Annotated in this window: 23 protein-coding genes, 3 tRNA genes and 1 pseudogene; 6 read left to right on the top strand and 21 right to left on the bottom strand. The window is 40.6% G+C overall.

Annotation, left to right across the window (positions count from 1 at the left end):
• From C2M30_RS08475 to C2M30_RS08420, 12 genes and pseudogenes are all read right to left on the bottom strand, one after another.
• Positions 1–1,368: a DUF1329 domain-containing protein gene (locus C2M30_RS08475; protein WP_100914523.1), complete on the bottom strand. Its 1,368-nt coding sequence runs from the start codon at positions 1,366–1,368 to the stop codon at positions 1–3.
• A gap of 10 nt (positions 1,369–1,378) precedes the next feature.
• On the bottom strand, positions 1,379–3,472 hold the full coding sequence (locus C2M30_RS08470) for a DUF1302 domain-containing protein (protein ID WP_105171326.1): 2,094 nt from the start codon (positions 3,470–3,472) through the stop codon (positions 1,379–1,381).
• A gap of 277 nt (positions 3,473–3,749) precedes the next feature.
• Positions 3,750–3,977, bottom strand: coding sequence for a DUF2835 domain-containing protein (locus C2M30_RS08465; RefSeq protein ID WP_100913439.1), 228 nt, complete (start codon positions 3,975–3,977; stop codon positions 3,750–3,752).
• Positions 3,967–6,570: an aminopeptidase N gene (pepN, locus tag C2M30_RS08460; RefSeq protein WP_105171325.1), complete on the bottom strand. Its 2,604-nt coding sequence runs from the start codon at positions 6,568–6,570 to the stop codon at positions 3,967–3,969. The genes C2M30_RS08465 and pepN overlap by 11 nt, the downstream gene beginning before the upstream one ends.
• Positions 6,571–6,588: 18 nt before the next feature.
• Positions 6,589–8,049: a Na+/H+ antiporter NhaC gene (gene nhaC, locus C2M30_RS08455; RefSeq protein WP_105171324.1), complete on the bottom strand. Its 1,461-nt coding sequence runs from the start codon at positions 8,047–8,049 to the stop codon at positions 6,589–6,591.
• 137 nt (positions 8,050–8,186) lie between these two features.
• Positions 8,187–10,210: pseudogene (gene prc / locus C2M30_RS08450) on the bottom strand (carboxy terminal-processing peptidase).
• Between the two features lie 11 nt (positions 10,211–10,221).
• A complete protein-coding gene (proQ, locus tag C2M30_RS08445; RefSeq protein WP_105171323.1) occupies positions 10,222–10,872 on the bottom strand; it encodes an RNA chaperone ProQ in 651 nt (216 codons plus the stop codon).
• A 17-nt stretch (positions 10,873–10,889) separates the two neighbouring features.
• Positions 10,890–11,180 carry a hypothetical protein gene (locus tag C2M30_RS08440; protein WP_010560010.1) on the bottom strand — a complete coding sequence of 97 codons (291 nt, stop codon included), beginning with the start codon at positions 11,178–11,180 and terminating at the stop codon, positions 10,890–10,892.
• Between the two features lies 1 nt (position 11,181).
• The gene (locus C2M30_RS08435) at positions 11,182–11,637 is read right to left on the bottom strand and encodes a GAF domain-containing protein (RefSeq protein WP_105171322.1); all 456 of its coding nucleotides are present in this window, start codon (positions 11,635–11,637) and stop codon (positions 11,182–11,184) included.
• Positions 11,638–11,778: 141 nt separating this feature from the next.
• Positions 11,779–12,156 (bottom strand): hypothetical protein, encoded by a 378-nt coding sequence (locus tag C2M30_RS08430; protein ID WP_100913444.1) that lies wholly within the window; start codon positions 12,154–12,156, stop codon positions 11,779–11,781.
• A gap of 87 nt (positions 12,157–12,243) precedes the next feature.
• Positions 12,244–12,334 (bottom strand) — tRNA-Ser (locus C2M30_RS08425).
• A gap of 14 nt (positions 12,335–12,348) precedes the next feature.
• Positions 12,349–12,439 (bottom strand) — tRNA-Ser (locus C2M30_RS08420).
• Positions 12,440–12,683: 244 nt separating this feature from the next.
• Here C2M30_RS08420 and C2M30_RS08415 point away from each other — a divergent pair.
• The 5 genes from C2M30_RS08415 to tusE are packed head-to-tail and all read left to right on the top strand — an operon-like array spanning position 12,684 to position 14,708.
• Positions 12,684–13,349: a Bax inhibitor-1/YccA family protein gene (locus C2M30_RS08415; protein ID WP_054981590.1), complete on the top strand. Its 666-nt coding sequence runs from the start codon at positions 12,684–12,686 to the stop codon at positions 13,347–13,349.
• Between the two features lie 57 nt (positions 13,350–13,406).
• Entirely contained in the window at positions 13,407–13,760 is a 354-nt protein-coding gene (locus C2M30_RS08410) for a DsrE family protein (RefSeq protein ID WP_105171321.1), read from the top strand.
• Positions 13,757–14,113, top strand: a complete 357-nt coding sequence (tusC, locus tag C2M30_RS08405) for a sulfurtransferase complex subunit TusC (protein ID WP_105171320.1) — start codon at positions 13,757–13,759, stop codon at positions 14,111–14,113. Before C2M30_RS08410 ends, tusC begins: the two co-directional genes overlap by 4 nt.
• On the top strand, positions 14,113–14,370 hold the full coding sequence (locus C2M30_RS08400) for a DsrH/TusB family sulfur relay protein (RefSeq protein ID WP_105171319.1): 258 nt from the start codon (positions 14,113–14,115) through the stop codon (positions 14,368–14,370). Before tusC ends, C2M30_RS08400 begins: the two co-directional genes overlap by 1 nt.
• Positions 14,371–14,375: 5 nt before the next feature.
• Positions 14,376–14,708 (top strand): sulfurtransferase TusE, encoded by a 333-nt coding sequence (gene tusE / locus C2M30_RS08395; RefSeq protein ID WP_100913447.1) that lies wholly within the window; start codon positions 14,376–14,378, stop codon positions 14,706–14,708.
• A 69-nt stretch (positions 14,709–14,777) separates the two neighbouring features.
• Here the strand turns inward: tusE and C2M30_RS08390 are convergent, their stop codons facing one another.
• From C2M30_RS08390 to C2M30_RS08350, 9 genes are all read right to left on the bottom strand, one after another.
• Positions 14,778–15,395, bottom strand: a complete 618-nt coding sequence (locus C2M30_RS08390) for an FKBP-type peptidyl-prolyl cis-trans isomerase (RefSeq protein ID WP_010560002.1) — start codon at positions 15,393–15,395, stop codon at positions 14,778–14,780.
• A 69-nt stretch (positions 15,396–15,464) separates the two neighbouring features.
• Positions 15,465–15,839, bottom strand: coding sequence for a hypothetical protein (locus C2M30_RS08385; RefSeq protein ID WP_010560001.1), 375 nt, complete (start codon positions 15,837–15,839; stop codon positions 15,465–15,467).
• Positions 15,840–15,891: 52 nt separating this feature from the next.
• A tRNA-Ser gene (locus C2M30_RS08380) sits at positions 15,892–15,982 on the bottom strand.
• Between the two features lie 57 nt (positions 15,983–16,039).
• Positions 16,040–16,417, bottom strand: a complete 378-nt coding sequence (locus tag C2M30_RS08375) for a hypothetical protein (RefSeq protein ID WP_010560000.1) — start codon at positions 16,415–16,417, stop codon at positions 16,040–16,042.
• A gap of 93 nt (positions 16,418–16,510) precedes the next feature.
• The gene (locus C2M30_RS08370) at positions 16,511–17,887 is read right to left on the bottom strand and encodes an SLC13 family permease (protein WP_105171318.1); all 1,377 of its coding nucleotides are present in this window, start codon (positions 17,885–17,887) and stop codon (positions 16,511–16,513) included.
• Between the two features lie 12 nt (positions 17,888–17,899).
• The gene (gene nagZ, locus C2M30_RS08365) at positions 17,900–18,886 is read right to left on the bottom strand and encodes a beta-N-acetylhexosaminidase (protein WP_105171317.1); all 987 of its coding nucleotides are present in this window, start codon (positions 18,884–18,886) and stop codon (positions 17,900–17,902) included.
• A gap of 7 nt (positions 18,887–18,893) precedes the next feature.
• The gene (locus C2M30_RS08360; RefSeq protein ID WP_105171316.1) at positions 18,894–19,442 is read right to left on the bottom strand and encodes an NAD(P)H nitroreductase; all 549 of its coding nucleotides are present in this window, start codon (positions 19,440–19,442) and stop codon (positions 18,894–18,896) included.
• Between the two features lie 74 nt (positions 19,443–19,516).
• Positions 19,517–20,212, bottom strand: coding sequence for an HvfX family Cu-binding RiPP maturation protein (locus tag C2M30_RS08355; RefSeq protein ID WP_105171315.1), 696 nt, complete (start codon positions 20,210–20,212; stop codon positions 19,517–19,519).
• 58 nt (positions 20,213–20,270) lie between these two features.
• Entirely contained in the window at positions 20,271–22,244 is a 1,974-nt protein-coding gene (locus tag C2M30_RS08350) for an FAD-dependent oxidoreductase (RefSeq protein ID WP_105171314.1), read from the bottom strand.
• A gap of 215 nt (positions 22,245–22,459) precedes the next feature.
• On the opposite strand from C2M30_RS08350, the gene sppA reads away from it, so the two are divergent.
• On the top strand, positions 22,460–24,325 hold the full coding sequence (gene sppA / locus C2M30_RS08345; RefSeq protein WP_105171313.1) for a signal peptide peptidase SppA: 1,866 nt from the start codon (positions 22,460–22,462) through the stop codon (positions 24,323–24,325).
• The last annotated feature ends 11 nt before the right edge of the window (positions 24,326–24,336 follow it).

Genomic DNA, 24,336 nt, shown 5'->3' with positions numbered 1-24,336 from the left:
TTAGCGTCGACCAGAGCGACGTAATGCGTTTGAAGTAAACTCGGTGTCTTTGAACATTTCTTGGAAGTCATACATCTTCTCTTCGTTATCTAAGCCAATTGCTAAGTAACGACGTGAGTTAAGATCGTGATAAACATCCAAAGTACTCCAATGAGTTGGTACTTCGTAGTAGTTCACACCATGCGCCATTGCTACACGGTATAACTGGTCGCGGTTATCATAAAGATCTGCAACATGAATTTGCCAGCTATCTTCGTCAATAAAGAATACACGCTTCTTATAAATATGACGCGTACCGTCTTTAAGATTCGCTTCGACCACCCAAACACGGTGTTTTTCATAACGTACGTGTTCTGGGTTGATGTGACCAGGCTTCAAAATGTCATCATATTTCAGCTCATTGCTATGTAGCTTGTAACTGTTATATGGAATGTACATTTCTTTTTTGCCTAATAACTTCCAGTCGTAACGGTTTGGTGAACCGTTAAACATATCGAAATCATCAGTTGTACGTAAGCTATCCGACGCCGTTCCCGGTGCATCATATGCAACGTTTGGTGCACGACGAACGCGGCGTTGACCTGTGTTATAAGTCCAAGCCTGACGTGGTGTTAATACTTGGTCCATTGTTTCGTGAACAAGTAATGCCGTACCCGCTAAACGCGCTGGTTCAGTTACTTCTTGCTTAAACTTAAACAAGATATTCGACTTTTGCAGAGACTCAGGCGTTGCATCTTGCTCTGAATACTTAACCAGTAGTTTTTCATCAAAGCCAACAATATTGTATGAACCGCTTGCCGTTGGAGCCGCTTGACCACCGTAACGCTTAATTGAAAGACCACGGTAACGTAAAATATGGTTCCAAATTGCTTCTAGACCTGTTTCAGGAATCGGGAAAGGAATACCGATTGCAGTATTCTTAATACCATTACCTTCTTCAACAAGCTCTGCTGTTGTTGCATACTTTTTCGTTGCATCATAGATGAACTGTGGGTATGACGCACTACGACGCGTTTGGTAAATATTCATTTTGAAGCTATCTGGATAAGCTTCAAACATCGCTACCTGACCAGGAGAAAGCATCTCTTTGTACTGTTCAACATTCGACTTATCGATAGTGAATAATACTTTATCGTCAGCAAATGGATCTGGGTGGTGATCACCTACTTTATAGTTGTCAGGTGCTTTTGTAATACCACCTTCCCATGATGGAATTGAGCCATCCGCATTACCCGCTTTTTCAGCACCAAGTGGTGTTAAATCTTGACCTAAACGAGCAACTTGTTCTGGTGAAATTTTAGCTAAAGCTTGTGAAGCGCTAAATACGCTACACAATGCTAGAGCCACTAGGGTAGGTTTTTTAATCATATTGTTACCCTTAAATAGAATACTTAATATTAAATGAAACATAATCGCGGTCTGCTAAGCCATTGGCTGTGCCGCCACCCCAGAAACTATTGTAACCAAAGTCAAATGACCACTGGTTTTGATAGTTAAAGTTAAGGTTTACAGACGCAGACATACGATCTTCAACAAATAAGAACATTGGATCAGGCGTTGTACCATTTACATCATGTGAGAACACAACACGAGGTGAGAAGTTCACACCTGCGAATAAGTTGTTGTATTCACCTTTAGCAACTAGGCGATAACCCCATGATGTTGCTGAGGCAAACTGCTCCGTTTCAGGACCGTTAGATAATAGCAAGTGAAGTGCTGTGTAATCATCAGCTGGGCCTTGCATAATACCACTACGGCCTGTACCTGGCGCATTCAAACGAAGTTCATCATACGCTGGCATATCAAGAACATGTACACCACCTACTTCACCTAATACCGCCCAACTATCGGCACCTAAAGATGGGCCAAATAAGTGAGTTAAGCTAAATTGGAGTTGTGCTGTATCGCGTAAGATATAACCTTGTGCAACTTGACCAGGCGATACCGTTTCTACTTGTGAGATGCCTGCAAACATGTCCTGACGTACCGCATCTGGTACACCTGGGTTTGCCAACTGCTCAGCCATACCGGCATATAACAATTCTACGTCATCAATTTGTAACGGTTCGTCTTGACGATACGTCACTTCACCCGCAAACGCTGTTTCGCCAATGGCGGTGTTCCAGCTTAATGCATACATCTTGATATCTTCTGGATATTCAAGTTGTGCTTCGGTGAATGCTTTTAGATCAGTGATATTATCAGCGTTAATTGTATTGTCGGCGATATATCCTAAATCGTGACCAATTGCGGCAGCAGTAAAGTTTGATGCTTTACCAGAGATAAGCGGACGACGGCTGTGATAGTTTACATAGTATAAACCAAATTCCGTCTCGTTTAGCTCAGGCACGAACCAACCAAGTTTCAAACCATATTGGCCTGAATCTTTAGGCTCTTTCATCGCCTTTTCACCATTAGCTTTAATCGCAACTTTAGTTGGGTGAGCTAAATACATGCTAGCAAGTAGCGATTGCGCTTCAGCGCTTGATGGATCCATACCTTGTGCAGCAACAACCTGGCCCCACTGACCATACATGCTGTTTAGCGAGTTTGTTAAGTATGCTAAATCAATGTCTGGGTTCGATGTAAAACCTAGTTGAACATTGTTCGCGTTACCGTTTACTGCCGCAAAATCATTTGTAGATAAATACGTACCGGCAACTGGAAGACGTGTTTCGTGCCATTGGTATTGATAAAACATTTCCGCAGAAACATTTTCTGTAATACCTAATGATGCCCACAACATACCTACAGGAATAAAGGCTTCTTTAACTTCCGCACCTGGTGCTTTTAAACGGTCAATATCAACTGGGTTAATATTAATACCATGTGAAATTAAAGCACTTTCACCCCAGTTAATTACTTGCTGACCTAAACGAACTGATAATGGGTTGTAGCCATCATTCAGATCAAAATCTGCATACACAAACGCGTCAAGTAAACGAAGATCTTTACACACAAGCTCTTCTGACTCTTTACTAGCACATGGGTCAACACCCTGACCTGATGTCGGGTTTTTGTATGCTAAATCTTTATCATTAAGAGCAAAATCATAGAAATACATAAAACGCGTAAAGAAACCGAAGTTGTCTTTGCGTATTTCTAATTCATGGGTGCCTTTTAATAACTGTGAAAATGCTTCACCGCTATCAAAGTTAAGGTTACCGGCATCACCATTATTTGAGTAAATGCCTTGTTCTGCCCAGATTTGGTCTGATGTGTAGATTGGGTTAAGTGCTGGGTGATAACCAGTCCAATCAAATTGAGGGTGATTAGATTTACCGATTTGAGAATCGAAATCACGGTCTTCTACACGGTAGCTCGTACCGTAAGAAAAAGTAGAGTCAAATTGTACTTCAAAACCACCAACTTCAAATGATGCAGCTAAAGCACTTTGGCTTGCAAGTGCCATACACGCGGCTGTAACACCTAAAGCCAGTTTATTTTTGACAAAAAGAGGACTTTTTATCATATATATTCCCCCTATGGCGGGCTGTTTTGTTATCAAGTTATTGTTTTTAGTATGCTTGTAACGATAGAAAGCAATTCATAAAATTACAAGTAAAACATGAGATATAGCGTAATCTATTAATTCGATTACATATTCGCTCTTGTTATTTGATATTCTACTTTCTAATCACATAGGTAAGACATCTTACCAGTTAAACAATCGAAATGAAAAGTGCTTAATGAAAAGAACTTGAAAAAGTTCTAACAACACCCCAAAAACAACACGCAAACATATGATTTTAATTTATTTTTTCTATTGAAATAAATTTATTTTCGGTGGTTAAATGGATGCGAAAACGCCCTTTTATGCCAATTGATGACATAAAAGGTCGTAATTTTTCTGCGGCGAAGCGAATTGTTTTACCACAATCACTTAGTACCTGAATGCTGGTGTAGTGGCCTTTATAGTAGGCCATACACTCTTGATAGTTTAAATTAATTGAAAAGTAGTAGGTTTTACGCTCCATTTAACGCGTTACTCACTTTTTCAAACAAATCAGGGCTTAGGTCTGGTAAATCAGCAAGGCGTTTTAATTGCGCTTTAACGTGCAATTGACGTTCATCGGTATGACGCTTAAAGCTTAACAGCGGCGTAATTAAACGTGCTGCGTTTTGTGGATTAATTTTATCGAGTTTAATCAATAAATCCGTCAGCAAACGATACCCTTCACCATTTCGCGCATGGAATGATTGCGGGTTAAACATACAATAACTCATTAGCAAAGCACGCACGCGATTTGGGTTAGTAATATCAACTTCACCACTTTCAAACATGGCGCGGATCACATTTGTTGTATTGTCACCTTTCAATCGACCTTTCAGCGCAAGCCATTTATCCAATACCAGTACATCGTGACGCCATTTATCTTTGAAGCGTTCGAGTAAGCTTTCGTGGCTGGTTAGTTTATTTTCACATGATGCTGACAGTGCGTTTAAGCTATTTGTCATGTTATCGCTGATAAACTGCGTCTCAAGCTCACTCTCTACATCTTGCCAATCTGCCGCTGCAAGATAATCTAGTAAGCGACCTTTTAATGCACGCGTTGCAATACTAGTTGCATCTAAATCACCGTTTTCGTTTAGTGCTTGATAACGCGCCGCAATATCACTTAACAATGTAGTCGCTAAAAATGATTTTACTGCATGCAATTGTTCAGTAATGGCATCAACAGGAATTGGGTGATAATCACTTGCAACCGTATCGAAACTCGGCAGTGTTAAAAGCTCGCTTAATAACGCGAGGTCCTTAACGTTTGAGGTAAGTAAATAGCGAAACAACGCCACTATTTCTTTATCAAGTTGCTTGCCGTTATCGATGCCTGCTTTTAGCGCGTCAACCATTATACGCTGCATCGCATCCCACTTCGAAAAATCGCTGCGCGCATATTTAACAATCGTGATTAGTTCAGCAAGAGATTGTTCAAACTTCACTTTACATGGCGCTGAGAAATCTTCTAAAAAGACGACCGCAGTGTCTTTTGCAATATTTTCAAATATAAATTGCTGACGTGCATCTGTTAGGTTAATAACGCGTTCAACCTTAGTGCCGTCAATAACTAAAGGTTGTGATTTGCCTTCAGGTGAAATAAGTTCTAGTGCGATTGGAATATGCAATGGCGATTTATCGCTTTGATCTTGCGTGGCTGGTGTAAACTGCGACACAGTCAGGGTTAGTGTATTGTCGGCTTCATTAAATTCTCGCTCTACCGCAAGTTCTGGTGTACCTGACTGACTATACCATTTCGAGAAAAGCGAAAGATCAATGTTCGATGCGTCTTGCATACTTTTAACAAAGTCATCGCATGTCGCCGCTGTGCCATCATGGCGTTCAATATACAATTGCATGCCTTTTTGGAAGTTTTCTTCCCCCAAAATTGTATGCATCATACGGATCACTTCTGAACCCTTGTCATATACAGTAACAGTATAAAAGTTATTCATTTCTATAACTTTTTCAGGGCGGATTGGGTGTGCCATCGGGCCTGCATCTTCACTAAACTGCGGTCCACGCATCACTTTTACTGCATCAATTCTATTTAATGCACGTGAGCCAATGTCTGAGCTAAATTCTTGGTCGCGAAATACCGTTAAACCTTCTTTTAACGATAATTGGAACCAATCCTGACACGTTACTCGGTTACCTGTCCAATTGTGAAAATATTCATGACCCACAATGCTTTCAATGGTGTGATAATCTCGATCGGTCGCGGTAGCTTGGTTTGCCAATACACATTTTGAGTTAAATACATTTAACCCTTTGTTTTCCATTGCCCCCATATTGAAGAAATCAACCGCAACAATCATGTATATATCAAGATCGTATTCAAGGTTAAAACGCTCTTCATCCCACTTCATTGCACGCTTTAACGAAGCCATCGCGTGATCAGCTTTATCAAGATTACCTTTATCAACAAATAGCTCGAGTTTTACATCGCGGCCAGAGCGTGTTTTAAAGTTATCATGTAATACATCAAAATCACCTGCCACTAATGCAAACAAATAGCTCGGTTTGTTGTAAGGGTCTTGCCAAGTGCTAAAGTGACGCCCATCAGCCAACTCGCCAGACTCAATTTTGTTACCATTAGACAATAAATGGGTAAACGCCTTATCTGCAATGACCTTTACTGTATATTTGGTTAATACGTCGGGACGGTCTTGAAAATAAGTGATCTTGCGAAACCCTTCAGCTTCACATTGTGTACAGTAAGCACCATCGGATAAATATAACCCTTCAAGTGACGTATTGTTTTGTGGGTCAATTTCAGTTTCGATATGTAGTTCAAACTCTGCTGGCAAGTTTTTCAGCGTCAAACCTAGCTCAGACATTTCATAATCGCTAAACGGTAAGCCATTTACGTTAATGCACAATAGTGTTTGATTAACGCCATCTAGCCATAACTCATTATTCGCGCCGACACGGTGATACTGCGCTTTTTGTAATACACGGGTTTGCGTCGCTTTTAAGTCAAATTCTAAATACAGTGACGAAACCGTGTAATCCGGTGCTTTATAATCAGTTCTGAACTTAGCTTGGTTAGTTGATTTTTCTTGTGTTGTCATAACGTTTGCTCCACAAAATTATTCATCGCTTGTCTGTAAATGCTTTGGCGTAATTTTTAAAACTTTAATGCCTAAGTAGGCGTAAATAATTGCCAATAATGGATTAATTAAATTAAAGAATGCATACATCGCATAATCAAGCGGGTTAATGAGTAGTACGCTTTGCATATACGCACCACAGGTATTCCATGGGATAAGAGGACTTGTGATAGTACCGCCGTCTTCTAATGTTCGTGACAAGTTAACGTTAGCAAGCCCGCGTTTTTCATACTCTTCTTTGTACATGCGTCCAGGCATTACGATTGCCATATATTGATCTGCCGCGATTAGGTTAGTGCCAATACAGGTAGCAATGGTCGACGCAATTAATGAGCCGGTACTTTTTGCGATTTTTAAAATGCTAGAAACGAAGACTTTTAGTAGGCCCACTTTTTCCATTACAGCACCAAACATTAACGCACAAATAATTAACCAAGTCGTATTAAGCATGCCTGACATACCGCCACCACTTAATAAGCTATCCATTTTCGCATCACCAGTTGTAATGCTAAAACCATCAAATAGCGCAGCCCATACCAATTTAAACGTACCAACAAAGTGAGATACACCCGACTCAATCTGCCCTGCAATTAAGTCTTGTTGAAAGATAATCGCCCAAACCGCGCCAAATAGCGCACCAATGGCAACTGCTGGGAATGCGGGCATTTTTTTAATTGCTAATGTCAGTAACACAACTAAAGGCACTAACATCTCAATACCAATATTAAAATTCTGCAGTAGAATATTAGAAATCTCTTCTATGCGTCCTTCATTTGGTACGCCTTCAGCATTAAAACCCATTACTAAGAAAATAATCAGTGCGATAACAAAGCTCGGCACTGTAGTCCAAAGCATATGATGGATATGATCAAATAGATTACTGCCAGCAACAGCCGGTGCTAAGTTTGTCGTTTCCGACAATGGGCTTAATTTATCACCAAAGTAAGCACCCGAAATAACCGCGCCCGCAGTGACAACTTGATCAAGGCCAAGACCCGTTGATACGCCGAGCAAGGCAACACCGATTGTTGCGGCTGTCGTCCATGAGCTACCAATACTCAAGGCAACAATAGCGCACAATATGCAACTTGCGGCATAGAACCAATGCGGGTTTATCAGCTGCAAGCCAAAATAAATTAGCGAAGGTACTGTGCCCGATAATAACCAAGTACCTATTAATGCCCCTACCATAAGTAAGATTAATACCGCGCCAAGAGAAATGGTGATACCTTTAATCATCGCCTCTTCTAGTTCGGCCCATTTAAAACCATTTTTAAGACCAATGATCACTGCTATTGCGGCTGAAAATAGTAAGGCTATTTGGTTTGGGCCATACGACGAATCGTCGCTATATAGATAAACGGATGTGCCAAGCAGTAGCACTAAAACGCTAATTGGAATTAACGCGTCTAAAAAGGTCGCTTGTTTTACTTGCTTCACAAAGATACCTCAAATTGTTGTCATTATTTATCAACTGACTTCTGTATAAGCACGAAGCGTTGAGTTTTATTATTTTTAGTTTTACATAAAAAAGCGCCGACTTTGTGAAAATCGGCGCTTACTACATTAGTTATAAATTAATGTTTTGCGTAACGGCCATACTTAATAAAATCTGATGTTATATGAACCGCTTCTTCAAGTCCCGGGTCGATTTCATCAAGTACGTCTGGTGCATCGTCTAGTGATGCAATTGCATCAAGCCCTAGACGTTTTAACCTTTCATTCGCTCGAGCGAGTGATTTTTGCTTGTCTTCTTCACGTTGTTTCTCTCGTTTCGCCTTAACAAGCGTCACTGATGCACGGTCTTTCTCTTTTTGATACAAGGCAATGTCATCATTGAGATAGATAAACTCAGGCTCGCCTGCAATACGCTCTTTATGTTTATCAGTCAAAAACGTAATCGCTGGCGTTAAATCGTCAAGTTTTGAATAATTCGCTTTACGAATGTGATCCCAAGGTAATGCATTGTCTTCTTGGCTTTCACCCCACTCAGCGGGATCAATTGGCGATGGGTATGTGATATCTGGGATCACGCCTTTATGCTGCGTACTGCCACCATTAATACGGTAGAACTTAGCAATTGTGTACTGCACGCTGCCAAGCGGATTTTCAAATAAATCAAATGCTTTTGTTAAGCTACGGTGCTGTTGCACTGTACCTTTACCAAAGGTTTGCTCACCAATAATAACCGCGCGACCATAGTCTTGCATTGCCGCAGCAAAAATTTCAGAAGCTGATGCACTGTAACGGTCCACTAATACGGTTAACGGGCCGTCGTAATAGGTAACGCCGTCGCGATCTTTTTGTTTTTCAACTTTGCCGTTAATGTTGTGTATTTGAACAACTGGGCCTTTGTCGAAGAACAAACCAGATAATTGTGTCGCTTCATATAACGAACCACCGCCATTACCACGCAGGTCGATCACAATACCGTCTACGTTCTGTTCTTGTAATTTAGCTAGCTCTTTTTTAACGTCTTTAGACAAGTTGTTATAAAAACCTGGGATCTCAATGACACCGATTTTGGTATCAAGTTCTGAGTAAACTGGTTCAAATACACTTGATTTAGCTGCTTTATCTTCAAGGCGAATTTTATCACGGATAATTTCCACTTCATGCGGCGTACCGTGCGAATCAGAACCTTTTAGATACTGTAACCTTACTTTGGTGCCCTTCGGCCCTTTGATTAGATCAACTACGTCATCTAAGCGCCAACCGATTACATCAACAAAGCTTTCTTGACCTTGTGCAACAGCAATAATGCGATCATCAGATTTTAGTTTTTCGGTTTTAGATGCTGGACCACCTGGGACAAGTGAGCGGATCACAGTGTAATCTTCATCAACACCTAACACTGCGCCAATACCTTCTAATTCAAGCTGCATATCTTGCTTAAACTGTTCAGCGCGGCGTGGCGATAGATAAGAAGTGTGTGCTTCGATGCTTCTTGCAAATGAATTCATTGCAATTTGGTAAGCATCTTCGCTATTTGTTTGTGAAATACGTTTTAGCGTGTAACGGTAACGTTTTTTCAGAATCTCTTGGATTTCAGGCCATTCTTTGCCAGTAAGCTTTAAGCGAAGCGCGTCGTACTTGACGCGTTGGCGCCAGATTTCATGCAATTCCGCCATCGTGGTTGGAATTTTTGCATCTTCGCGATCAAAAAAGTAATTGTCTTAACGTCAAATTTCATTTCTTTATCAAGTAAAGAAAGCGAATATTCAAAGCGTTCAAAACGACGACGCATATTCAAGTTAAAAATTTCAAATGCAAAAGACATATCGCCTTTAATTAATGCATTATCAATTTCATACTTGAAATGCTCGAATTTAGCCAAATCTGATTGCATGAACAAGCTTTTGTTACTATCAATCGACTCAATAAAACGGTCGTAGATTTGGCTCGATAAGTCATCGTCTAATCGAATAAGTTTGTAGTGCGAGCGAGTAAATAAATTGGTTATTCGCTTGGTTGCAGCAATATGCTGAATTTCCTGTTTTAACTCAGGTAAGTTTTCGATGCTAATATTATCGGCAGAAGCAAATAAATTTGCTGAAAATAGCGCTGCCGCCAGTGGAATAAGCCTAAACTTCTCACTCATACACTGTCTCCTTATACGATAAATAGACTCTCTGCTTTCGTTTTCACCTGCATGCCTGTTACAAGCACTACATGAATGTCTTCCTTGTTCACTTCGGTGATAGTACCTTTTACTAAAGCTTGGCCAAGTTTAACCTTTACCTCAGCATCCACTTTAATATCACCTGAAGGTAGCGCTTCTACTTTATTAGAACGACGCGCAGGTTTGTCTTTATTAGTGTTGTTAGAACTAAATTTAGTTCCTTTCGCAGCATTTTTATCAGCAAAATTGCCTTTCTTTTTGTAAGATTTCTTTTCACCAGCGTTACGCGGCGCAGGTTTCTTACGTTTAGCAAGTTTAGCACGGCTTTCTTCTAGTGCTTTATTTGCATGCTCTACATGCTCTTGCTCAACTTTTTCTGCATCGTTACCATCAAGGTCAATACGGAACTCGTGTTTTGTAACAGATTCCAAATAACGCCAGTTAGACGTATATTTGCGAAGCGCTTGGCGAACCTGTGTTTTGCTTACGCGCTCATCGTTTTCGATGCGCTCAGCAATATCTTTAAAGATACCAACCTTCAACGGCTTGATGCCGTCTTTCTCTTTGAAGCAGGCTGGAAACTCTGTGAAAAGGTAATTTAATACCTCTTTGATGTCTTTTAGCTTGTTAGTAGAGTCCATGTGTTTAACCTTAAGTTTTAAATCTCTTCGTCTAAGTTGTTTTCCAATTGGTTTGTCACGTAATGTAACACCCAATCGATTAATTCTTCGTGTTCGGCTTCCAAAATTGCAGTATCACCACGTAAATGTTGCCAAATACCTTCAATAATTTTGTCAATCGTATCTGCGTCTGTTTCGTCAGGCAGTTGTTGCCATGCAACATGAATCAGTTCATTCAAGTTTTCCGCAACGGTTTCTTCTTGCCCTTCCCAATCACCTACCTGATCTATACCAAACAAATAATCTTGTACGCTAAGCCAGTCCTTCATATTAAAGATGCTCTGCCAATGACGCCATAATTCGCTCTAGGCCAGTTTGATCATCACTATCAAAACGACTTAGGCTTGGGCTATCAATATCAAGCACGCCAATATAATTGCCGTCTTTAATAAGTGGAATAACGACTTCTGAATTTGATGCGGCATCACATGCAATGTGCCCTTCAAAGTCGTGAACATTGTCAATGCGCTGTGTTTGTTTTTCGGCAAATGCTGTACCACATACGCCTTTACCAACAGGGATACGAACACACGCTGGATTACCTTGAAACGGTCCCAAAACTAATGTGTCGTTTTCCAGTAAATAAAACCCCACCCAGTTAATATCTTCAAGTGAAAGATTTAACAAAGCACTTACATTTGCAAGGTTCGCTATCAGGTTGGTTTCGTCTTCAATCAAAGCAACTACTTGGTTGTTCAGACTTTGATATAAGCTTTCTTTATTCATTACGTAGAAAAGTTAACAATTCAATATTCACAAAGCTTAAAGGTACTCTTTCATAACAACAAATGAAACCTTTTTAAGCTAAAAAAAGTGAATATCGCTAAATATTCACTTAATTGTTTACTAATTATTCGACTCTGAAATTTATTTTTGCTGTTTTAATGTAAAAATAAATATGCCTGCTGCGAGCGTTGCCATTAACGTATTTACAACAAATACTTGCCCTGACGCGACATTAAACATAAAACTAAATAACGCACCACCAAATATCGCTGCCATTATCATTGCAGTGTTATTTGATTTATTTCGCTTTTGCAAATACATGTAAACAGGTACAACACATATCGCCATGGTTAACCCTACTATATGTGCATTTGCAACCGCACTTAAAACAATCGACAAAAATAGTTTAGTTGTCGCGCCATCTAATACTGCAACATAATAAATACCGATTAAACAACCAATCAGAAAGGGAGAAAACAACGAGTAGGCAACACCCTTAAGTACAATTTTTTTATCCATAATCGCGCCAAATGCGTTAAACACACGATAAGCATGGCAAATAGATAAATAATTAACAGTAGACTTAAGTATATAGATAGGAGTAAGTGGCGGAGAGATAGGGATTTGAACCCTAGATAGGCTATTAACCTATGCCGGTTTTCAAGACCGGTGCTTTCAACCACTCAGCCATCTCTCCGCATAAAAAGAAAGTGGCGGAGAGATAGGGATTTGAACCCTAGATAGGCTATTAACCTATGCCGGTTTTCAAGACCGGTGCTTTCAACCACTCAGCCATCTCTCCGCAGCGGGGCGAATATTAGGGGATTCTATTTCACTTGTGAAGCTTTTTTTTCAATTTATTTGTCAACCGCGCAATAAACATGCAACCCGTACATTATGCAATCAAATTTTAAAATTAAATTGAACTAAACGCCCTACTTCACCGTTCTAATAAAGGAATAGAATTGCTACCTAACATGTTAATTGATATGCTGTTCGCAGTTCTGAAACCTAACAGGAATGCGTTTCAATTTAAGGAGTTATTTATGAGCTTTAATCACACGTACTCTTCGCCAAAATCGGCGCAGTCGGTACTTGAAACAAATAAAGTACTACGCAACACCTATATGCTTTTAGGTATGACATTGTTATTTAGTGCTGTTACAGCAGGCATTTCAATGGCAATGCAATTACCTTACTTAATGGGTCTTGTATTTAGTATCGGCGGTCTGATCACCTTATTTGTAGTTAATAAGAAAGCAGACAGTGCATCTGGCTTACCATGGGTATTTGTTTTTACAGGTCTTATGGGGGCGGCACTCGGTCCAATGTTAAATTACTATGCTGCAATGCCAAACGGTCCGATGCTTATCATGCAAGCACTGGGTTCTACAGCACTGGTATTTTTTGGTTTATCAGCCTATGCAATGACAACTAAGAAAGACTTCTCTTTCCTAGGTGGTTTTTTATTCGTAGGTTTAATTGTTGTTGTACTAGTCAGCCTAGTAAACCTATTCGTAGGTAGCTCAATCGTATTTATGGCGATGAACGCTGCCATCGTGTTTATTATGTCTGGTTTAATTTTGTTCGACACGAGCCGCATTATTAACGGCGGTGAAACAAATTATATCCGTGCAACTGTTAGCCTATACTTAAACGTATACAACTTATTTACGTCTATCCTGCATCTACTGGGTGCAAATAATGACTAAACGTTAAAAGTTTAATAAAATAAGCCCCGTTCTTCGGGGCTTTTTTATAGGTAAATTTTGGCCAATATTATCATTAGTTATCATGCAAGTGTTACCGCACACGACAGTTTGCAACATTTGCTACGTTTCACTAAAAGCGTACTCTCGCTTGGACACACTGTATCTGGGATTTTTCTCTATCAAGACGCAGTGTTTCACGCCAGTAATCATTTTTCACTGCCGTCAGATGAGTTACAAGTAACTGATATTTGGCAGTCGCTGGCCGATTTAGGTATTAAACTGACACTTTGCGTTACTGCAGCCGAAAAACGTGGGCTCGATATTACACGCTGTGAACCCTTTGAAGTTGCAGGTCTTGCCGAATTCGCGATGGATGCTAGCAAAGCTGATAAATGGGTGCAGATTAAATGAAAAACTACCTAATTGTGTGTAATGCTTCTCCTTTTAATGACGGTAGTCTCAAAGAAAGCCTTGATATGGCGCTAATTTTTGCCGCTATTGATCAGCAAGTTAGCTTGCTTTTACAAGGCGATGCACTTTATGCCCTACTTCAAGGCCAATCAATTGAGTCACTCGAGATTAAAAATTACTTGAAAGCCTTTGGTACCCTGAGCCTTTACGATATTGAGCACATTTATGTGTGCGAACACTCAATGAAGCAACGCGGATTAGATATTACTCAGTTTGCATACGACATCATTATGCTCGATATCTCAGAAAAACAGGCTTTACTTCAACAACAGCATCAGGTGGTAACAGTATAATGCTGCATATATTTAATAAGCCCTTATCGCATTACCAAAAGCAACAACTTATTATTGCCCCCAACGATAAGCTTTTACTGTTATCCGACGCCTGCTACAGCGTTAATTGCTATATTGATGCATTTCGTCAAAACGCCCTATACGCGCTTGATGTGGATATGAAGGCACGCGCTGTCTCAAACGAAAAGATCATCACAATTTCTGATCAACAGTGGGTAGAGCTCATTGTTGACAGCGAACAACATATTACTTGGTAATTAACATGAGCTATTGCATAAACGATAAAACTATCGATACTGATAAAGAGGGTTATCTGAAGGATTTTACCCAGTGGAGCGAAGCGCTTGCCCCTATCATTGCTGAGCAGGAAAACATCTCGCTCAGTGATAATCATTGGGAAGTTGTGCATTTTGTGCGAGATTTTTATCTTGAGTTCAATACCAGCCCAGCAATACGTATGTTAGTAAAAGCCATGGCAAAAAAACTTGGTGAAGACAAAGGAAACAGCAAGTATTTATATAAATTATTCCCTAAGGGACCGGCGAAGCAAGCTACAAAAATTGCAGGGTTACCAAAACCAGCGCGCTGCATTTAACCTGGTCGGTTAGTTTACACAAATAAAAAGCCAGCATTAACGCTGGCTTTTTTATTAATAAGCAAATGCTTATAGGATATCTAATAACTCAACATCGAAGATAAGTGTTGAGAAAGGTGCGATTGATGCACCAGCACCACGCTCGCCATAAGCTAGGTCGTGTGGTACGTATAAACGCCATTTTGAACCAACTGGCATCATTTGTAATGCTTCAGTCCAACCTTTGATAACACCGCCTACTGGGAACTCAGCTGGCTGGCCGCGATCGTAGCTACTATCGAATACATCACCATTAATTAATGTACCGTGGTAATGAGTACGTACTGTTGATTCAGCTGTTGGCTTGTCACCTTCACCTGTTGTTAGTACTTCATACTGTAGACCTGATGCAGTTACCGTTACTTCAGCACGCTTAGCGTTTTCAGCAAGGAAAGATTCGCCTTCAGCTGCAAGTACTTTTGCTTCTTCTTCACGACGCTTTGTGATTTCAGCATTAATTTCTTCAAACGCTGCTTGAATAGCTGGGATCTCAACTTGGAAGTCAGCACCAGTGTAAGCATCTTTCATGCCTTCAAATACTGAGTTTAGGTTTAAACCTTCAAATGGGTTTGACTTAAGTTGCTCACCCATTTGTAGACCGATACCGTAGCTTGCTTTTTCAGCATTTGAATTAAATTTATCTGACATAATCTCTATACTTTATTTAAGTTATAAAAATGCCAGTCTAACATAGATAACACCCACTTGTTACCGCAATTACTGACTTTTACTGTGTAACAACTCTAACTTACTTTGTGCTAACAATGCCAAAATTGAAATCACGACATTAGCCAGTAACAAAGGCCAAATCAACGCCAATTGATAAGCAAATAGTGTCGGTAAAAGTGCCGATGCAAATCCAACTGTTAAAGAGAAAAGTAAACGCTGATGCGTTTTAAAGTACTTACGTGTGGTTTGTGCGACAAGCAAGTTAAATACAAATAAGCCCAATGCTGTTTGCCACTTGCTAACCAAGGCGTCCGCCCCAACTTGCAAGTAATCGGTAAGCAACAAAATGCCTTGTTGCAGCACTACTGCATAAATAACCGCAAATGCTAACACCAGAAAAATCGACTTCGCTTTATTATTCATAATCAAACTCCAAAACGAAAAAAACCGCCTAAAGGCGGTTTTGGGAATGAGGTGGCGGAGAGATAGGGATTTGAACCCTAGATAGGCTATTAACCTATGCCGGTTTTCAAGACCGGTGCTTTCAACCACTCAGCCATCTCTCCGTTGTTGGGGCGCATATTAATGAGTTCGTATCACGTTGTAAAGTAAAAATTTAATATTTAGTAATATTCTTTTGGCTGACGCGCAATTAACGAACAAACTAAGCTAAAAATAACCGTTACCAGTGATAAAAGCCCCACTTTTATCGCAATATCTGCATTTTTTAATAAGCTAACCGCTTCAAAATTAAAAAATAATACCGGTGTTATTGCAATCGAAAACACCACAAGCGAAATTTTCATCGCACGCCAAAACGAAAACCGTTTCAAATACGTCATATACCAAGTCAATAGCGAAAAAACGCCAAGCTTAATAAAGACAATATGACTAAAATCATTTGTTTGCGTTGCTGTTATATACACAGCAATCGCTGAAACGACTCCCCACATAAGCCATATTGACCAACTTTCTTTTTCGCGCAAAAACAAGTTATTCATAACTGCGCCTTTTATTATTTTGATGGATTAAATTGGTTGTTAATACATCACCTTAACAAAAAACGAACAGTTTTTAAATAGCCCATTTTAGCTTTATGTCAAGAAATAAAAACTCACTAACGCAACGATTGACGCAACTAAAACATTGAGTGCAACGCCTTGTTTTGCCATATCTTTAATTGACACTTCGCCACTAGCAAAAACAATTGAATTAGGTGCCGTTGCAACCGGTAAACAAAATGCACACGAGCAACTAATCACCACAGGGATCATTAATAGTTCAATTGGTAAATTAAGTGCAATGGCAGCACTTGCGATAATTGGCATCATAAGCGTCGCTGTTGCCGTATTAGAGGTAATTTCCGTTAAGAAGGAGACCCCTATCGCTAATGCAAACAAACTAAGTAGTACAGGTAACGTACCCAGTGCCACAAAAAACTGACCGAGTAACTCACTTAACCCGCTTGAAACAAACGCTTTAGCAATACAAATACCACCGGCAAATAACAGCAGCATGCCCCATGGGATTTCTTTCGCATCCTGCCATTCGAGAATACGACCCCCTTTGCCATTACTGGTTATTGCCATTGCAAGAACGCCTAGTAAGGCAACCGACGAATCACCTACGGTATTAATATCAAGCATCTGTGACCAGCCGCCAAGCGGCTCTTTACGAAATACCCAAAGTAGCGCAACCAGTGCAAAAATCACTAACACGCGTTTTTCTGCAATGCTCCAAGCATCGCACTTAGGCAGATGAATAGCCGACGATAAACGAATGCCACGGGCAAGCCATAGCGCCATTAATGGAATTGAAATCACAATAATCGGCACGGTTACTTTCATCCAGCGAATAAAACCGTACTCCTCGCCAGCAAACTCTTCATAAACCGACGCAAAAATCACATTTGGTGGCGTACCAATCAGTGTTCCTACCCCACCCAACGACGCCGAATATGCCAGCCCTAGCAATAAGGCGATTTTAAATCGATTATCATCGGTTGATGCGCAAATCGCAAGCACCACAGGGAGCAACGCAACGACTGTCGCGGTGTTTGAAATCCACATAGACAAAATGCTGCTAGTTGCCATAATGGCAAAAATAATGCGAAGTGCGCTGTCGCCACCAATGACTTTCAGTATGGCAAATGCAATACGCCGATGAACGCCAGATTTTTCAATTCCCACTGCTAACATAAACGCGCCCATCAACAATACAATAACGTGTGAGCCTAGCGATGATGCTGCTTGCTGGTGCGTTAATACGCCAACAAATGGAAACAAACCAATTGGTATGACCGACGTAAGCGGTATTGGTAGTGCCTCAGTCACCCAAAAATAAGCGGTAATAACGGTAATTGCTAAGGTAAAGGAAATGGTATCGGGTTGCAGCCATAAATATCGTGACGCTAAATAAGCAATCAGACACAAAACAACCCCAATCAAAATATGTTTATTATTGTTATTCATATTATTTGTAGGTTAACTTTTTATCAGTTTTTGGCAATTTTGCCATCGTGCATCACGTTTCACATCATCCCAGCTTGGATAACGCTTTTGATGAAACACCTTCATACGTGAACCGTGTTCTTGAAAATCTGCTATCGAAAGCCCATCAAGTACTTGATAAAGTCCTTCTTTTTCATTACACAGTAGTATGTTATCGCACCCGGCTTGCAAGGCTTTTATCACTCGGGTGACATAATCCCCCACTTGCACTGCGCCTTGCATTCCCATATCGTCAGATATCACAGGGCCGTTAAAACCAAGCTGCTGTCGTAACACCTTTTGCAACCAAAATGGCGAAAAACACGCTGGATTTTCATCAACTTCAGAGTAGATCACGTGCGCAGGCATCACTGCATCCGCAATGCCTAAATCAATTAACGCTTTAAACGGCAGTAAATCAAACTGACTTATCTCTCTAAAGCTACGATCATCTTTCGGCATCGCAATGTGCGAATCTGGACCGACCGAGCCGTGACCCGGAAAATGCTTAATAACCGATTTCATACCCGCACTATGTAAACCACCAATCAGCGTTTTAGCGCCATTAATTACATCCATAGGTTCAGACGAGAAAGCACGATTGCCAATAACTTGTGAAATACCATTCACGTCAACACAAGGGGCGTACGAGAAATCAATTTGACAGGCAAGTAACTCTGCAGCCAGTGTCCAGCCAATGTCATTTAAGCCGCTATTAGCAAACATAAATGCATCCGACATACTTGGCAATTCAGTAAACCCGTCACGAAAACGCTGTACACGACCGCCTTCATGGTCAACTGAAATTAATAGTGATGGATTAATGGTTTTAATGTGTTTTGTTAGCGCGCACAGTTGCTCGATATTTTCAAAGTTACGGGAAAACAAAATAACGCCGCCCACTAATGGGTGCGCTAATAGTTCAAGCTCTTCTTGAGATAATGTTTTATCATCAATGCCTGTGGTAATCGGTCCTAGCATGATGCTCCTACAAGCTTGTGAAAAAATCATTAACGTCGATATTTCGCGACTTTTTAAAATCGTTTACTTTGCTGCCAAGATACAAAAAGCCAACTAATTCATCTTCTGGAGCAAGATTAAGCGCTTGTTTTACATAGTCGTCTTGTGCATAACTACCCGTGCGCCATACACCGGCAAGCCCTTGCGCAAATGCCGCTTGTTGCATAGCCATTACCGCACACCCTGCTGATTGTACCTGCTCGATTCTTGGCACCTTGTCATGAGGCTTATACTTAGCAATACAAATAATAATAAGCGGTGCACGCAAAGGCAGCTCTTTGGCACGCGCTAACACGGTGTCATCGGCGTTGTTGTTCAATGCGGCTTGATAATAGATTTCGCCAAGTTTCTCACGGGCATCACCTTCAACAAGAATAAACTGCCATGGTTTAAGCGCTGCATGATCTGGCGCGCGAAGCGCTGCTTGTTTAATAATGTCCAACTGCTCAGTTGTAGGGCCTGGAGTAGTAAGTTTACTGTCTGATTGACGTTCTAATAAGAGTTCTAATGCGTTCATTAAGCTGACAAGTTAGTTTTTTGCCAAGCTTAACAAACTGCACTGAAAAGAAAAGAGTTTAACGCACTGATGGGCTAGCTATCTTGCTGGGTGTTTCGCAAAAACTTGCGCGCAAGCCAATAATCGAGGCTGACGTATCTGCCGCCGCCATTAAAAAATAAGCTCAACAACATGGCAAAATAAATAAAACCAAACTCAATACCGTTATTTAACACAACGGGTTTACCGGTTTCATACAAGTATTCTGTAAATCCATGTTCATCAAGGATCTCGCGCATCTTGTTCAATCGCTCTTGTGCTGCTTTGGAATTTTCTAAACTGGCCTTTGCACCAGGAATAGCTAGCCAATCCAGTACTTTTGCGGCACTGGTTTCACTATTTGTTGGGGTAATTGAAAACCAACCATTGTGCCAATGCACCGTGGTAATCGCGACAACCATAGTAAACGCTAATGGAATCGCAACGGCGCGGGTAAATAAGCCAATTAAAATCAACCACCCACCCAGAAACTCTGTCCACCCAGCTAAAAATGCCAATACCCCCGGCATTGGTAAGCCTAATCCCCATTCGCTATTACCAAACCATGAAACAACACTAGGTAACGCCGTAATGGCTTCGAAAAAACTAGCAGGGTTTTCGCTCATACCGAGCTTACTGTAACCTGCAATGATCATTACAGGTGCGAGAATTAAGCGGAACAGTAAAAATGGAATACCAGAGAAAATCTGGCTTTTTTGAATTAATGTTTGATAGTGATTAAGCAGTGTCATACCGACCTCTAATTTTTATAACTAAATTAAAGACCGGTAAAACACAGTTATTTATTCACTAAATTTTTCGAGCAACTTGCAGCGCTTCAAAAATTGCGCGTTTTGCATCAATTGCTGAGGCTAATTTTGCGCCACCGATCACATCAATTTTAGACGCATATTTTCCATTTTCGAGTTGTGATTCAAAGGTATTGGTATTAGACACTTGGCCAATACAGGTGATCACCGAATCACATGGAATGGTTTGTTGTTTACCATCTACCTCGATAACAAGGCCGTCTTTATTCAATTCAACATAATTACAACCACTGATCTGTTGTACATTTTGTTGCTTCGCTACCGCACGATGGATCCAACCAGTCGTTTTACCTAGGTCGCTACCAAAACGGCCTGGACTACGCTTTAACATAGTAATATTGTGTGGAATGTGATGTTGATGCCCTTCGACATTAATTGCCCATTGCTGCTTGAATTCGTCAACTGACTTATTCGCTTTTTCAGCTAAAAACGCAACCATATCAAAACCAATACCGCCGGCACCTAAAATAACGACATCTTTGCCAATTTCTACTTCGCCACGGATAACTTCATCATACGCAAGCAAGGTTCTGCCATCTTTTAACGCAAATGACGCTTCACGCGGGCGAACGCCTGTAGCAAATACCAGATTGTCGTACTCTTCATACATGCTATCGTCAAACGCAGTTTCAAGCTGAACATTTACCTTTAACTTAGCTAGCTCTGATTTAAAGTAATCAAGGGTATAGTTAAAGTCTTCTTTACCCGGCACACGCATCGCTAAATTAAACTGACCACCCAAGTGCTTTGAGCGCTCAATTAACGTCACTTTGTGCCCTTTCTCAGCTAAATAGCAACTTGCCGCTAAGCCTGCTGGCCCACCACCGACAACCAGTACATTTTTAGGATTAGCTGTAGGTTCTAATGAATAATCTAGTTCAAAACCTGCGCGCGGATTGACAAGACATGTGGCGCGTTTACCTTTGAATACGTTATCTAAACACCCTTGGTTACACGCAATACACACATTAATGTTGTCGCTTTTGTTTTCAACGTATTTATTAAAGAAATCTGGGTCTGCCAGTAACGGTCTTGCCATTGAGATTAAATCGGCAGATTTATTAGTTAAGATTGAATTAGCAAGGTCTGGCGTATTGATACGGTTTACCGCAACACATGGAATAGATACATGCTGTTTTAGCATTTCGGTTGCTTCAACAAACGCACCTTGCGGTACCATACTGGCAATGGTTGGGACACGCGCTTCATGCCAGCCAATACCGGTGTTAAAAATATCAACACCCGCTTGTTCTAACACTTTTGCTTGTTCAATCACTTCATCTTGGGTTGAACCTTCTTCCACTAAATCCATTACCGAAATTCGGAATACAATAATAAACTTATCGCTTACTTCTCGGCGCACAGCTTCAACAATTTCTTTTGCAAGACGCATACGGTTTTCGTTCGAACCACCGTATTTATCGGTGCGTTTGTTGGTACGCGGAGCCATAAATTCATTAATTAAATAACCTTCTGAACCCATGATTTCGACGCCATCATAGCCTGCACGCTCTGCAAGTCGAGCCGATTTAGCAAATGACTTAACCGTGCTTTGAATATTGCTAAGCGACATTTCTTTTGGCTTATATGGGTTAATTGGCGCCTTAATTGCGCTTGGCGCTTGATTAAATGGGTGATAGGCATATCGTCCTGCATGAAGCAGTTGCAAGCAAATTTTACCACCGTGTTCGTGCACCGCTTTGGTTACTGGGCGATGCTTTAACACATCAAAAAACGTATTAAATGACGACGAGATTGGCGTTAATTTACCAACCAAGTTTGGGCTGAAGCCCCCTGTAATAATTAAACCAACACCGCCTTTTGCGCGTGCCTCATAAAACGCTTTTAAGCGCTTTATGTTCCAAACACCTTCTTCTAAACCGGTGTGCATTGAGCCCATTACAAGGCGATTTCGCAGTGAATTGTTTTTCAGTTTTAATTCTTGTTCTAACATACTTGCTACTTACTCTACTGGTCATACCTCAAGCACTTTAACTGGTTTAACCAGTTAACTCAAGCTTGTCCAAAGTGATCTCTTAACTTACTCACTAACTATAATGTTTTACCTAAACTTTTTTGCTAAACACTTAGTTACGTTTTTCATTTAAGTTTGCCTAAAAAGTAAGTTAAGATGGTAATAGATGATAAATCTATATATAGGATAGGATTTTGGTTAAAAAGGCATTTGTAGGCTTTTGGAATATTCTAAATTTTTCAAGACGCCTCGTATTAAACATTCTGTTCTTCTTTATTCTAATTGCACTGTTTGTATCAATTATGAGTTCAGAAGACGAAATTATTGTTGAACAAGACTCTGCGCTAGTTCTGTCATTATCTGGCAATATTGTTGAAGAGAAAACATACATTGACCCTGTAGAAGCTGCACTTAATGACTCTATGGGTTCAAATGATGAGCCGCCTGAAGTATTGCTTGACGATATTTTGATGACAATTAAGTACGCAGCAAAAGATAAAAAAATAAAGCTGTTATTACTCGACCTACAAAAAATGCAAGGCGCGCATCTCAATAAATTAAAAGCTATTGCAGCGCAGCTTGATAAGTTCAAAGAGACTGGCAAAAAAGTATATGCATACGGCGACTATTATTCGCAAGCGCAGTATTACATTGCCAGTAAAGCAGATGAAATCTTAATGCACCCATATGGCGCTGTTGATATTTCAGGTTACGCAACTTACCCGCTTTACTTTAAAGAAGCGATTGATAAGCTGGAAATCTCACAACATATCTTCCGCGTTGGTACATTTAAGTCCGCTGTTGAGCCACTGATCCGCAGCAATATGTCCGATGCTGCAAAAGAAGCAAACAAAGCATGGCTAGACGCGCTTTGGCTTGAATATAAAACAGACGTTGCAGCACACCGTGGTTTTGAAATAACAAACTTTGACGAAGATATGGAAACGTACAAAGAAAAGTTTGCCAAGGTTAATGGTCATTCAGGTCAATTCGCATTGCAATATAAATGGGTAGACCAGTTAGTTAGCAAAGAGGCATTACGCCAAAAGCTAATTGCAGAAGTAGGCAGCAATGAATCAGGTAAATCATTTAAACAGATTTCATTTAACAAATATTTAAAAACGTTAAAACCTCCGTTCCCAATTGAAAACCCAATTACGGACAAAGTTGCTGTGGTTGTTGCAAAAGGGAACATTGTAGATGGCGAACGTAAAGCAGGTGAAATTGGTGGTGATTCAACAGCGAAACTACTGCGTCGCGCTCGCTTAAACGACAAAGTAAAAGCCGTTGTGCTGCGTATTGATTCAGGTGGCGGTAGCATGTTCGCATCTGAAATTATTCGTGCAGAAGTGTTAGCGTTAAAAGACGCAGGTAAACCTGTTATTGCATCAATGGGCTCTGTTGCTGCCTCAGGCGGCTATTGGATTGCAGCAAACGCTAATGAAATTTGGGCGGCGCCAAGTACTATCACTGGTTCAATCGGTGTATTCGGTACTATGATGACATTTGAAAAGACCCTCGCTAAGTTAGGTGTTTATTCAGATGGTGTAGCAACAACCGATATGGCATCGTTTTCTATGTTGCGCCCACTTGAGCCAAAACTAGCTGACGTTATTCAAATGTCTGTAGAAAGTGCGTATGACCGCTTCTTAACGGTTGTATCTGAAGCACGCGGCATGGATAAAGCGGAAGTCGATAAAGTAGCACAAGGTCGCGTTTGGATCGGTACAAAAGCAAAAGAGCTTGGTCTTGTAGATGCTCTTGGTAATAAGCAAGATGCAATTAAACGCGCAGCTGAGCTTGCTAGCTTATCGATGTACGATGTTATCACTATTGAGCATCAATTAACTGAGCAAGAAATGCTAGTGCAAAAGATTTTTGGCGAATCTCAAGCGGCTGCATTTGTTAAAGCGTACATTAGCAAAGACGATTACGCGCCAGTTAAAAACAGCATAATGCAAACAGCTCATGGTCTTAAACAGCAGGTATCAAGCTTAGAGCAGTTTAACGACCCAAATGGCGTTTATGCTAAATGTTTAGTGTGTACAGTTAGCTACTAAACGCTACTTAT

It is taken from the genome of Pseudoalteromonas sp. T1lg24 (assembly GCF_002964745.1).
Lineage (GTDB): Bacteria > Pseudomonadota > Gammaproteobacteria > Enterobacterales > Alteromonadaceae > Pseudoalteromonas > Pseudoalteromonas spongiae.
The sequence above is the reverse complement of the archived record's forward strand: the minus strand, read 5'-3'. Positions and strand labels throughout refer to the sequence as shown.